At 44.6% G+C, this 13,040-nt stretch carries 9 protein-coding genes and 2 tRNA genes; 8 read left to right on the top strand and 3 right to left on the bottom strand.

Features of this window, described 5'->3' with window-relative positions:
- Nucleotides 1-96: 96 nt before the first annotated feature.
- From AC5EF3_RS01000 to AC5EF3_RS00990, 3 genes are all read right to left on the bottom strand, one after another.
- A complete protein-coding gene (locus AC5EF3_RS01000; RefSeq protein ID WP_041302170.1) occupies nucleotides 97-705 on the bottom strand; it encodes a transglycosylase SLT domain-containing protein in 609 nt (202 codons plus the stop codon).
- A gap of 167 nt (nucleotides 706-872) precedes the next feature.
- Nucleotides 873-2,276, bottom strand: a complete 1,404-nt coding sequence (gene glnA, locus AC5EF3_RS00995; RefSeq protein WP_015827642.1) for a type I glutamate--ammonia ligase — start codon at nucleotides 2,274-2,276, stop codon at nucleotides 873-875.
- Nucleotides 2,277-2,378: 102 nt separating this feature from the next.
- Nucleotides 2,379-2,717 (bottom strand): P-II family nitrogen regulator, encoded by a 339-nt coding sequence (locus tag AC5EF3_RS00990; protein ID WP_015827641.1) that lies wholly within the window; start codon nucleotides 2,715-2,717, stop codon nucleotides 2,379-2,381.
- A gap of 373 nt (nucleotides 2,718-3,090) precedes the next feature.
- Between AC5EF3_RS00990 and AC5EF3_RS00985 the strand changes: the two genes are divergently transcribed.
- The 8 genes from AC5EF3_RS00985 (at nucleotide 3,091) to gmd (ending at nucleotide 13,038) form a co-directional block, all read left to right on the top strand.
- Complete coding sequence (locus tag AC5EF3_RS00985; RefSeq protein ID WP_493546690.1) at nucleotides 3,091-4,623, top strand: NAD(P)H-hydrate dehydratase; 1,533 nt, start codon at nucleotides 3,091-3,093, stop codon at nucleotides 4,621-4,623.
- A 44-nt stretch (nucleotides 4,624-4,667) separates the two neighbouring features.
- Nucleotides 4,668-4,751, top strand: a tRNA-Leu gene (locus AC5EF3_RS00980).
- 400 nt (nucleotides 4,752-5,151) lie between these two features.
- Nucleotides 5,152-6,492: a trigger factor gene (gene tig / locus AC5EF3_RS00975; protein WP_015827639.1), complete on the top strand. Its 1,341-nt coding sequence runs from the start codon at nucleotides 5,152-5,154 to the stop codon at nucleotides 6,490-6,492.
- Between the two features lie 272 nt (nucleotides 6,493-6,764).
- Nucleotides 6,765-7,385 carry an ATP-dependent Clp protease proteolytic subunit gene (locus AC5EF3_RS00970; protein ID WP_015827638.1) on the top strand — a complete coding sequence of 207 codons (621 nt, stop codon included), beginning with the start codon at nucleotides 6,765-6,767 and terminating at the stop codon, nucleotides 7,383-7,385.
- Nucleotides 7,386-7,585: 200 nt separating this feature from the next.
- The gene (gene clpX / locus AC5EF3_RS00965; protein WP_015827637.1) at nucleotides 7,586-8,857 is read left to right on the top strand and encodes an ATP-dependent Clp protease ATP-binding subunit ClpX; all 1,272 of its coding nucleotides are present in this window, start codon (nucleotides 7,586-7,588) and stop codon (nucleotides 8,855-8,857) included.
- Between the two features lie 207 nt (nucleotides 8,858-9,064).
- Nucleotides 9,065-11,479: an endopeptidase La gene (gene lon, locus AC5EF3_RS00960; protein WP_493546689.1), complete on the top strand. Its 2,415-nt coding sequence runs from the start codon at nucleotides 9,065-9,067 to the stop codon at nucleotides 11,477-11,479.
- A gap of 154 nt (nucleotides 11,480-11,633) precedes the next feature.
- A tRNA-Val gene (locus AC5EF3_RS00955) sits at nucleotides 11,634-11,709 on the top strand.
- Nucleotides 11,710-11,919: 210 nt separating this feature from the next.
- Nucleotides 11,920-13,038 (top strand): GDP-mannose 4,6-dehydratase, encoded by a 1,119-nt coding sequence (gene gmd, locus AC5EF3_RS00950; protein ID WP_493546688.1) that lies wholly within the window; start codon nucleotides 11,920-11,922, stop codon nucleotides 13,036-13,038.
- Nucleotides 13,039-13,040 lie beyond the last annotated feature (2 nt).

The raw sequence follows: 13,040 nt of genomic DNA, 5'->3' as shown, positions 1-13,040 counted from the left end.
TAGCGACCATGGCTGGATTTGTTCCAGTCGAAAAGGTGGTTAATGATATTTATTCAGGCTTAAAGCAATATTTCATAGGATTGCTTAGGTTGATCCTTAAAAAAGCCAGCGGCGTTGGAGCTTTTTCTTGCAGCCTTGCACTTGTGTTTCATAACGGTCCGCATTGCTGTGCACTCTATTCGCAGTATTGATCAGCCAGTTTTTGTTTTTCCAGCTACCGCGTAAATACCCACCAGCACCTTCGTGATAAGCGAGATAGTGGCCGCGATAATTATATTGGCTGATGCCGGTTCGTTTTCCTGTTTGAGCGACATACCAGCCTATAAAATCTGTTGCATCATCGAAATCATAGCGTTCTGCCCCATTATTGCCTGTCGCTTTTTTGTATTCATTCCAAGTGCCATCTAGAGCTTGCGCATATCCATAAGCAGATGAGGGACGCTTGCCGGGCAGGAGACCTAACATACGACGTTTGCCGCGATCGGGTTTGGCTTTGTGTTCAAATGAACTTTCCTGTCGAATGATTGCGAGCTGCAATCCAATAGGGGCACCCCATTTTTTAGCGCTAGAACGAAGTGCGCGATACCAAGCTTTATTCTCTTTTAAAAACTTACATGCGTTTTCTTGTTGCTTAGGTGGGGCTGATGCACAAGCGCTGACAAAGAGACTGAGAGTTAGCGCGAGAGAAAGGGTAAGTCTTTTCATAAAGATCATTTACTTCGTTAATGCTCGATATTTCAAGTTACAGTTTGAATACGTTTCAGGCAGAATGAGCTTTTGATGCCTGAAAACGAATTTTCAAATAAAAAACGCCAAAGCATTTCTGCTTTGGCGTTCAATATAATCAAAAAGTTCTAACGAACTCTAAGCGACTAAGCTTTGTAGTACATGTCGAACTCAACAGGGTGAGGGTGAAGCTCAAGAGCCATCACTTCTTCCATTTTAAGTTCGATGTAAGCGTCGATTTGATCGTCATCAAATACGCCACCAGCTTTCAAGAAGTCACGGTCTTTGTCTAAGCTTTCTAGAGCTTCGCGCAATGAACCACAAACTTGTGGGATTGAAGCTGCTTCTTCAGCTGGTAGGTCGTAAAGGTCTTTATCCATTGCATCACCCGGGTGGATTTTGTTTTGGATACCGTCAAGACCGGCCATAAGTAGTGCTGAGAATGCTAGGTATGGGTTTGCAAGAGCATCAGGGAAACGTGTTTCGATACGTTTCGCTTTAGCACCGGCACCGTAAGGAATACGGATAGAAGCTGAGCGGTTTTTCGCAGAATAAGCAAGCATCACTGGAGCTTCATAACCTGGAACAAGACGCTTGTATGAGTTTGTCGTTGGGTTCGTCAAAGCACAAAGCGCTTTGGCGTGCTTGATGATACCACCAATGTAGTAAAGACATGTTTCAGATAGGTCAGCATAACCGTCACCAGCAAAAGTTGGTGCACCATCTTTCCAGATTGATTGGTGAACGTGCATACCAGAACCATTGTCTTTATACATTGGCTTAGGCATGAAAGTCGCTGTTTTACCGTATGAAGCAGCTACATTGTGAACAACGTATTTGTACATTTGAACGCGGTCAGCCATTTCAATCAATGTACCAAATACCATACCAAGCTCGTGTTGAGCTGGAGCAACTTCGTGGTGCTGCTTTTCTGGTTTCATGCCTAGCTCAGCCATAACTGAGAGCATTTCAGAGCGCATGTCCTGACAAGAATCGATTGGTGGAACAGGGAAGTAACCACCTTTAGGGCCTGGGCGGTGGCCCATATTGCCTGTTTCGTATTCTTTGCTTGTGTTTTCTGGAAGCTCTGTAGAATCGTATGAGTAACCAGTGTTGTTAGGTGCAACTGACCATTTTACATCGTCAAACACGAAGAATTCTGGCTCAGGACCGAAATAGGCTGTGTCACCAAGACCAGTCGATTTCAAGTAAGCTTCTGCTTTCTTCGCTGTCATACGTGGGTCACGGTTATAAGCCGTCATTGTGCCTGGGTTCAGGATGTCACAATTGATAACCATTGTTGTTTGTTGGAAGAATGGGTCGATGTGAGCTGTAGACGCATCAGGTAGAAGAACCATGTCTGATTCGTTGATGGCTTTCCAGCCAGAAATAGATGAACCATCAAACATAGTTCCATCTACGAACATGTCTGCATCAACTGCGTCTGCTGTGAATGTTACGTGCTGCCATTTACCTTTTACGTCAGTGAAACGCAAATCAACGAATTGTACGTCTTTTTCTTTAATTAGTTTTAAAACACTCTCGGACACGGGGCCACTCCTCTATTTGGTGTGTTCAATAGTAATCTGCTTTTACAGCCAATAACCATTTAAATGTAATACTTATTTTAGATTTTTGTCTGTTGATTTGGTTTAGATGGCTTTATCGCCTGTCTCACCTGTACGGATCCTAACGACTTCAGATACGTCAGATACAAAGATTTTCCCGTCGCCGATTTTTCCAGTTTGTGCTGCGCTAGATACTGCTTCTAGGGCTGCATCTAATTGAGAATCTGCAACAACAACTTCAACTTTCAACTTCGGTAGGAAATCGACGACGTATTCAGCGCCACGATATAGCTCTGTGTGTCCTCGTTGGCGGCCGAAACCTTTCGCTTCAATAACAGTCATCCCTTGAAGGCCAACTTCATGTAGGGCTTCTTTAACTTCGTCGAGTTTGAAGGGTTTGATGATCGCTTCTATTTTCTTCATTTTCAATCACACCTTATCGGGCCGTGTCTATGGTTATGGCCCTCTTTATATTGTGGGCGAGTCAGCATTTTGTATGCGTGAGGAAAACATCTATGAGTAGTTAAAATGCTCGGAATCTTTTCGCTCGGCTTTGGGTGCTTAAATAGTGTGCAATAGTGCTTAAACGGTGGGCGGCAATTTTGATAGAGGCATTTGGTTTTATGTCTATATTTGTCGCAGTTTGATCCTAATCCATTGCATTAAGTGGGGCGAGATAACATGCACATTTATCTTACATTTTGTATGGATAAAATAATGTTGGCATCAAATTTGGGTATTGAATAAGAAACGCATGCAAGACGTCTAAAGAATCTTAATTGGAGAATAGCTCAAAATGCGCATAATTAGCGTCAATCAGATGTATGAAGCTGATCGTATGATGGCAGATTTGGGCATGTCAGGCGCAAGTTTGATGGATGCCGCTGGACGTAATTGTGCCGAATTGGTTCAGAAAATGTGGCCAGTTGGTCGCGTGATTGTATTATGTGGTCCAGGAAATAATGGTGGCGATGGATTTGTGGCTTACCGTTATCTGGAACAAATGGGGAGAGACATCCATTTGTTTTTAGCCGGAAATGTTGATCAATTATTAGGCGATGTAGAAGGTGCAGCCGAGTTAGTTCTAGATGATATTCGCCCGATCTCACAATTGCTGATGGATGGTGATGAAGGTTTTAAACTGCAATCAGGTGACGTCGTGATTGATGCGATATTTGGTGCAGGTTTATCACGCGCATTGGACGGCGAAATTTTGGATGTGGCAAATCTGATAAATTCGAGCCAGACCAATGTAATGAGCATTGATGTTCCAACGGGTGTATTTGGCGATAGTGGTGAAATGGTTTCAGATGCAATACGCGCTGACGCAACCATAACTTTTGAAGCATTGAAAACAGCTCATATTATTGAGCCAGCAGCAAGCATTTGTGGCCAAGTGCATGTTGCAAAAATCGGAATATCGCCCGAAGTTTTTGATCAAATATGCGAAGATATCTACCTAAACACGCCCGATATATGGGCGAAGCACTTAACATGGCCGAACAGGCATTCTCATAAGCATATGCGAGGGCGGTTAGGCGTTGTTTCTGGAGATGCAGGATCTACAGGCGCGGCAAGGTTAGCGGCGCGGGCAGGGCTTCGTATGGGGGCAGGTGTTGTTACATTGTTTGGTGAGCAGGAAGCGATTCCTGAGATGGCAGCAAGCATGCAAGCCGTAATGACACGTGCTTATAGTGATGTTGACGAATTGTTTATAAGCGCTCGCGAGATGTCGAGCTTGGTATTTGGGCCAGCTGCTGGTGTCACAGAGGTGACGCGGTTTAAGGTTGCCGCATTATTACAATTGGGAATTCCTATCGTCCTTGATGCTGATGCTTTGACTGTTTTTGAAGATGATCCATCCTATTTGTTTGGGTTGCTGCATGAGAAATGCGTCATCACTCCACACATTGGAGAATTTGAGCGTATTTTTCCAGGCGTGCTAAAAAAATCTGAAAATAAAATAAATGCAGCGCGTTCAGCCGCGCAAAGGGCAGGGTGTGTCGTGGTTCTTAAGGGGGCGGATACCGTCATTGCTGCACCGAAGGGAGACGCGCGGGTGAATATTCATGGCTCATCTTTTCTAGCAACTGCAGGATCTGGAGATGTGTTGGCTGGAATGATCGGCGGATGGATGGCTCAGGGTGTTGAGCCGCTAGAAGCTGCATCCGCATCTGTGTGGCTGCATGGTGAAGCATCATTGACAGGTGGTGCAGGACTGATTTCTGAAGATCTAATGGAGTATTTTCCACGCATTTTAACGCGCTTTTATGAGGAAAGTGGGCATACAAATGTACTTTGGGAAAGAAAAATTGAAATTAGCTCTTGAACTTTAGTGTGAACTTCGAGTAGAGACGCTTCTTCTGGTTCGGCGCGGGTATGGCGGAATTGGTAGACGCACTGGTTTTAGGTACCAGCGCTTATGGCGTGGGGGTTCGAGTCCCTCTACCCGCACCAACCAGAATATTGATTTGATGAGCGCTAAGGCTGCTCTCGCCAAGTTGTGAATTTGGCAAATATATTTCCTTAAAAACAAGAAATTTAATATTAATCCGACATCGGACCAGCATTGGGCTTGCGATTGCATTCTGGAATTCATGTTTGTCGAAGACGTGACTTTGAACGCAATTTAAAGCCAGAAACTCAGCGTTTGAGTGGTGTTTCTTGCATTTGCTGTAGTTAAGGATGAAATTCATCTAAAATCGCCAATGGACAGCGGCTCTCCTGTGTGACATACCACCGGCCAAACTTGCGCGGCGCTTGCTTCCTGAACGGGCTATGGCAGCCGCCTTTCATTTCACCACAACCCTGGATGCCGGCGCGCGCTATAGGGCTAATAGAATTTGAGGAATCTGTGATGAACGTCACTGAGACCAAGTCCGAAGGACTGACTCGAGAATATACAGTCGTTGTTTCTAAAGACAGCCTAGCTGAAAAGCTAGAAGCGAAAATTGCTCAACTGCGTCCGCAGATGAACCTTAAAGGTTTTCGCCCGGGTAAAGTGCCGGTCGCGCACATTCGCAACACTTATGGTAAGTCTATCTTGGGTGATATCGTTCAAGAAGAAGTAACAGCGACATCTCAAAAAACGCTTGAGGACAAAGAAATTCGTCCAGCTGCACAGCCAACTATCGAGTTGACCTGTGATCAAGAGCAAATGATGGATGGGAAAGCTGACCTTGAGTACTCCATGAAAGTGGAGCTCATGCCAGAATTTGAACCAGCTGATGTCACAGATATTGAGCTAGAGCGTCTTGTTGTTGAAGTGACTGATGCAGAAGTTGATGAAGCACTCGGAAAGCTTGCTGAATCAAACAAGCAGTATGAAGCGCGTGGTAAGACAGCCAAAGCACGTGAAGGTGATGCAGTTGTCATCGACTTCTCTGGTAAGATTGATGGCGAACTCTTTGATGGTGGTACTGCTGAAGGTCAAACTATCGTTCTAGGTGAAGGTCGTTTCATTCCTGGATTTGAGGACCAGCTTATTGGTGCGAAAACAGGTCAAGATGTAACTGTGACTGTGACATTCCCAGAAGATTACCCTGCTGAAAACCTTGCTGGTAAAGAAGCAGTGTTTGAAACTAAGGTGAATGAAGTTCGTGCACCTAAAGAAGCAACGATTGACGAAGAATTTGCAAAAGGTCTCGGTATTGAAGATCTTGCGACACTAAAAGATCTTATCTCTAAAAATATTGAGCAAGAGCTTGCTGGTGGATCTCGTCAACGCTTGAAGCGTGTGCTTCTTGATGCACTTGATGAGCGTCACGATTTTGATCTTCCTCCTGGAATGGTTGAAGCTGAATTTGATCAAATCTGGAAACAGTTTGAGCAAGAGAAAGAAGCTGACCGTCTTGATGAAGAAGACAAAGCTAAGAGCGAAGATGAGCTTAAAGCTGAATACCGTAAGATTTCTGAGCGCCGCGTGCGTCTAGGTCTTGTGTTGGCTGAAATCGGCCGCATCAACAAAGTTGAAATTAAACAAGAAGAAGTTTCACGTGCGTTGAACCAAGAAGCATCACGCTATCCAGGTCAAGAGCAACAAGTTATCGAATTCTACACAAAAACGCCTGCAGCTATGGCTCAACTTCGTGCGCCATTGTTTGAAGAAAAAGTTGTCGATTACATTATCGAGCGTGCGAAAGTGACTGATAAAACAGTGACACGTGAAGAATTAGAAAAAGCGCTAGAAGAAGAGTAAATTCTTTTATCTGCCATAAAATTGGAAAAAGGCCGTTGTGTATTCAGCGGCCTTTTTTCTTCGATGGACCATATTTTCCGGCTTTTGCTCATTAAGAGTTAGGAAATTTATGACCTAAATGATTTTTCTGTGTAAATTTAAGGTGAGTTCTGCCTTCTATTCATAGAAATTCGTATTTGAGGTCTTGCGCGAAGCGACATGAACCCAAATATTGAGCCTAAATATCACGAGTCGCGCCAAGGGGTGCGACATAGCCAAAGACTGCGAACATTATGCACGACCCAATTGAGACTGCGATGAACCTGGTGCCCATGGTAGTGGAGCAAAGTAGCCGGGGCGAACGCGCTTACGATATCTTTTCCCGCCTGCTAAAAGAACGGATCATTTTCGTCACGGGTCCTATTGAAGATGGAATGGCGACGCTGATTACAGCCCAGCTTTTGTTTCTTGAGTCCGAAAATCCGAAAAAAGAAATTTCAATGTATATCAATTCACCGGGCGGCGTTGTGTCATCTGGTTTAGCGATTTACGACACGATGCAGTATATCAGTGCACCTGTTTCCACTGCCTGTATCGGAATGGCAGCAAGCATGGGATCGCTTCTTCTTGCTGCTGGTGAGAAAGATATGAGATTTGCGACGCCGAATGCGCGTATCATGGTTCACCAACCATCAGGTGGCTACCGTGGTGTTGCATCAGATATTGAGCGTCACGCAGAAGAAATTCTAGAAATAAAACGCAATCTGAACAATATATACGTGAATCACACTGGCCAAAGCTATGAAGCAATTGAGCAAAAGCTTGACCGCGATAGCTTTATGACTTCAGCTCAAGCTGTTGAATTTGGCATAATTGATCGTGTATTCGAGAAACGTGCTGTTTCTGGGGAATAGTTTTTTAAGGCGTTTGTGTTTTACTGACGCCATAATTTAGCTTTGAATCTCGGTTTTATGTTAATCGAATAGTTAAAGCTGTGGTCTATTCTCTCAAAAGCTGAGAGAAACCTTTCGTAAACGTTAGGTAGACTAAAATAGCGTATTGGGTCGCTTTGCAGGCAGAAAATCTGTCAGCGGCCCCACAAGTTGAGGTGTCCATGACCAAGAACGCATCAGGCGGAGATAGTAAGAGCACATTGTATTGCTCCTTCTGTGGTAAAAGCCAGCACGAAGTAAAGAAGCTGATTGCGGGTCCTACCGTTTTCATTTGTGATGAGTGTGTTGAGCTTTGCATGGATATTATCCGTGAAGAGAATAAAACGACACTCGTTAAATCAACTGAAGGTGTTCCAACACCTCAGGAAATTTGTGATGTTCTAGACGATTATGTTATTGGACAAGCGCAAGCCAAGCGGGTCCTCGCAGTGGCTGTGCACAACCATTATAAACGTTTGAGCCACGCATCTAAGAACGGCAATGAAGTAGAACTTGCTAAATCTAACATTTTGCTCGTTGGGCCTACTGGTTGTGGTAAAACGCTTCTAGCTCAAACATTGGCCCGTATCATCGATGTGCCATTTACAATGGCAGATGCGACAACACTTACGGAAGCGGGATATGTGGGTGAAGATGTTGAAAATATCATTCTTAAGCTTCTTCAAGCATCAGACTACAATGTAGAGCGCGCTCAACGCGGTATCGTCTACATAGATGAGATCGATAAAATCTCACGCAAGTCTGACAATCCTTCGATTACACGCGATGTGTCTGGTGAGGGTGTGCAGCAAGCATTGTTGAAAATTATGGAGGGAACAGTTGCTTCTGTGCCTCCTCAGGGCGGACGTAAACACCCCCAGCAAGAATTCTTGCAAGTCGATACAACGAACATGTTGTTTATCTGTGGTGGAGCGTTTGCTGGCCTCGATAAAGTTATTTCTGACCGTGGACAGGGGTCTTCTATAGGGTTTGGTGCGACAGTTTCAGACCCAGATGATCGCCGCGTTGGTGCTGTGCTTCAAGATTGTGAGCCAGAAGATCTCGTGAAATTCGGTCTTATTCCCGAATTTATCGGTCGTTTGCCGGTGATCGCGACGCTTGAGGATCTCGACACTGATTCATTGGTCATGATTTTGACTCAGCCTAAAAATGCTTTGCTTAAACAGTATCAACGCTTGTTTGATATGGAGAATGTTCAGCTAACTTTCTCTGATGATGCATTAACAGGGGTTGCCAACAAAGCGATCCAACGTCGCACTGGTGCGCGTGGGCTTCGTTCCATTCTTGAAGGCATTTTGCTCGATACAATGTTCGAACTGCCAAATCTACGTGGTATCGAAGAAGTTGTTATTAATGCTGAAGTCGTTGAGGGGCGCGCGAAGCCTCTTTATGTTCATGCAGAAAAAGCAGCAGAGAGCGGTGAAGCCTCTTAATAGAAGCTAATTTACGCGTATTTATGCAGCAAAAACTGTGTTTATATAACTTTATGCGTCCGTCATGGGTTGAAGCCTGTGGCGGACGCATCCACATTTAAGACATGGAATGATGATCCGTTCGCGGAGAAACATTTTAGTGAGAAGTAACAATTTCAAGGACTGAGCCCGATCATGCAATCGTTCAGTGCCTTGTAGGAGAAATAAATGTCAGAACGTAAATCACTCCCAGTCTTACCTCTGCGCGATATTGTTGTGTTTCCTCAAATGGTGGCTCCACTATTTGTTGGGCGTGACAAATCTGTACGTGCGCTTGAAGAGGTCGGCAGTGAAGGTGGAGAGATTCTGTTGGTGGCTCAGCGTGATGCTGGGACGGATGATCCTACTGTAGACGATTTATTTGAAACTGGTGCAATCGCGACGATCTTACAGCTTTTAAAGCTCCCTGATGGAACGGTGAAGGTCCTTGTTGAAGGAAAACAGCGCGCGAAATTACGTGAACTTGTTGATCAGGGCGACTATTATACAGCTAATGTTGAGACAATCGACGAGCCGGTAGAAGAAGAAGAGGGTGAAGCCTCTGCGTTAATGCGCACTGTTATCGAACAGTTTGAAGGGTATGTGAAACTCAACAGGAAAATCCCGCCTGATACTGTTAGTAATATGTCGCAAATCACAGACCCAGGTCGTTTGGCTGACGCCGTATCTGCTCAACTTTCTATCAAGATCACTGAAAAGCAGGAATTGCTTGAGCTTGCCAGCGTGTCTGAGCGTTTGGAAAAAGTCTATGCGCTCATGGAAGGCGAAATTGGCATGCTCCAAATGGAGCGTAAAATTCGCAATCGTGTGAAGCGCCAGATGGAAAAAACACAGCGTGAGTATTATCTCAATGAACAGATGAAAGCTATTCAGCGCGAACTTGGTGACCAAACTGAAGAAAAAGACGAATTAGCTGAACTTGAAGAAAAGCTAAATGCGCTGGAGCTTTCCGAAGAGGTTAAAACTAAAACGGCTGCCGAGCTGAAAAAGCTACGTCAAATGAGCCCTATGTCGGCTGAATCGACAGTTGTTCGCAATTATCTTGATTGGGTTATCGCTTTGCCATGGGGTGAGCGTAAGGAAATCAACACAGATCAGACTATTGCGGAAGAGGTTCTTGAAGGCGATCACTACGGCTTAGACAAAGTTAAAGAACGTATTCTTGAATATTTAGCAGTTCAGTCCCGTACCAAAAAATTGCGCGGACCTATTCTTTGTCTAGTTGGTCCTCCCGGGGTTGGTAAAACATCCCTAGGTGCCTCAATTGCCAAAGCGACAGGGCGTGAGTTTGTACGTGTGTCCCTTGGTGGTGTGCGTGATGAAGCTGAGATACGCGGACACAGACGTACTTATATTGGGTCCATGCCGGGACGTATTATTCAATCGTTGAAGAAAGCCAAAACAGGTAACCCGCTCTTCTTGCTTGATGAGATTGATAAGCTTGGTCAAGATTTTAGAGGTGATCCATCTGCGGCGCTTCTTGAAGTGTTAGATCCGGCTCAAAACTCAACTTTCAACGACCACTATATGGAAGTTGATTACGATCTATCAGACATTATGTTTGTCACAACGGCAAACTCTCTAAATATGCCTCAGCCTCTGCTGGATCGTATGGAGATTATCCGTATCGCTGGATATACTGAGGATGAGAAATTAGAGATTGCAAAACGTCACCTCATTCCAAAAATCGTCAAAGATCATGGTCTTAAAGATGGTGAATGGAGTGTGACGGATGGCGCTATTCGTGACCTTGTCCGTTATTATACACGTGAAGCAGGTGTGCGTAATTTAGAACGTGAAATTTCCCGTCTAGCGCGTAAATCTGTGCGAGAAATTGTTCAAGGTGTTTCTTTGTCTGTGACAGTTACGCAGGACAATCTGGCTAATTATGCGGGTGTTCGTAAATTCCGTTTTGGTTTGTCTGAGTTAGATGACCAAATTGGGGCTGTAACTGGGCTGGCATGGACAGAAGTTGGTGGTGATCTTCTCACGATCGAAGCTGTACAAATGCCTGGTCCGGGAAAAGTGACGGTGACCGGTAATTTGAAAGATGTGATGAAAGAATCCATCTCAGCGGCAAATTCACTGGTGAAATCACGTGCTGCGTCTTTGGGAATTAGTCCGAAAGTCTTCAATAACACAGATATTCACGTCCACGTTCCAGAAGGTGCGACGCCTAAGGATGGGCCGTCTGCTGGTATTGCAATGACGACTGCAATCGTTTCTCTTCTTACCAACAATCCTGTATCTAGGGATGTTGCGATGACGGGTGAAATCACGCTTCGCGGGCGAGTCCTGCCTATTGGTGGTTTGAAAGAAAAGCTTCTTGCAGCACTGCGTGGTGGCGTGAAGACGGTTCTTATTCCTCAGGAAAATGAAAAAGACATCGCGGATATACCTGACAATGTGAAAGAGGGGCTGGAGATTATCCCAGTGTCTACAATTGATCAGGTTTTAGCCCGCGCTCTAACCCGGCCAATTTCGCCAATCGACTGGACAGATGCAGATGATGCACAGCTTCGGGCTGGGTTTGGGCGTACACCGCCAGCAGCGGATGGTTCAAGCGTTCCTTCGCCGCACTAATGCGGCTAATTGGTTGGTTTAAATACAAACTAAAATGATAAAAACCTCCATCTGATTTTGATGGAGGTTTTTTTATGTGATTTATGTTGTTTTTTTGATTTTAGGCGTTGCAGTCTGAGTGAAATATGTATATTTCATGGCTCTTCAAATGCTGGGGCGGTTAGCTCAGTTGGTAGAGCATCTCGTTTACACCGAGAGGGTCAGCGGTTCGAGACCGTTACCGCCCACCATTTGAAACCATCGGCTTGGCGCAATTAGAAGCCAAGAAATACTCATCATACAATCAAAGATATGTTTCCTTATGGTGAGTTTCAATCGCTAATTATTTTCGTTCGCTTTATTGTAATTAAAGTCTGCTATTTCAAGGTGAGACTATTTGACAATTTTAGTCATGCGTGACTTATAAAAAATAGGTTTTTTCGCAGAACGGGTGGGGCATAATGAAACGTGCGTTGATTACTGGTGTTACAGGCCAAGATGGGTCTTATCTAGCTGAATTTTTGCTAGAAAAAGGTTATGAGGTGCATGGTATTAAGCGTCGTGCATCGTCGTTTAATACCCAACGCGTTGACCATATTTATCAAGATCCGCACACCGATAATCAGCGTTTCAAACTCCACTATGGTGATTTGACTGATACATCCAATTTGACACGTATCATGAAAGAAGTTGAGCCTGATGAGGTCTACAACCTTGGGGCACAATCTCATGTGGCGGTTTCGTTTGAAGCTCCCGAATATACAGCAGATGTTGATGCGATAGGGACATTACGCTTGCTTGAAGCAATTCGTTTTCTTGGGTTGGAAAAGAAGACACGCTTTTATCAGGCTTCAACTTCTGAACTTTATGGTGAAGTGCAGGAAATACCACAAAAGGAAACAACGCCCTTTCATCCACGTAGTCCTTATGCCGTTGCGAAAATGTATGCGTACTGGATCGCAGTGAATTACCGTGAGAGCTATGGCATGTATGCGTGCAATGGTATTTTGTTCAATCATGAGAGCTCTCGACGTGGTGAAACATTTGTAACGCGTAAGATCACACGTGGACTTTCTAACATCGCACTTGGTTTAGAAAAATGTCTCTATATGGGGAATATTGATGCGCTGCGCGATTGGGGGCATGCGAAAGACTATGTGCGTATGCAGTGGATGATGCTTCAGCAAGATCAAGCTGAAGATTTTGTTATCGCGACAGGTAAACAAATTTCTGTGCGTGAGTTTATCGTAATGAGCGCAAAAGAACTTGGTATCTCACTTAGTTTTGAAGGCAAAGGGCTTGAGGAAAAAGCGATTGTGACGCACATCGAAGGCGATAAAGCGCCGGCGTTGAATGTGGGTGATGTCATTGTTCAGATTGATCCACGTTATTTCCGTCCTGCTGAAGTGGAAACACTTCTTGGAGATCCGTCAAAAGCAAAAGAAAAGCTAGGCTGGGTTCCAGAAATTACGGTTGAAGAAATGTGTGCAGAGATGGTCAAAGCAGATCACGAGGCAGCACGTCGTCATTCCATCCTAAAGGAACATGGCTTTGATGTTTCAGTGGCCGTTGAGAACTAAAT

This window comes from Hirschia sp. (assembly GCF_058892565.1).
This window is presented reverse-complemented; position numbering and strand designations above follow the sequence as displayed.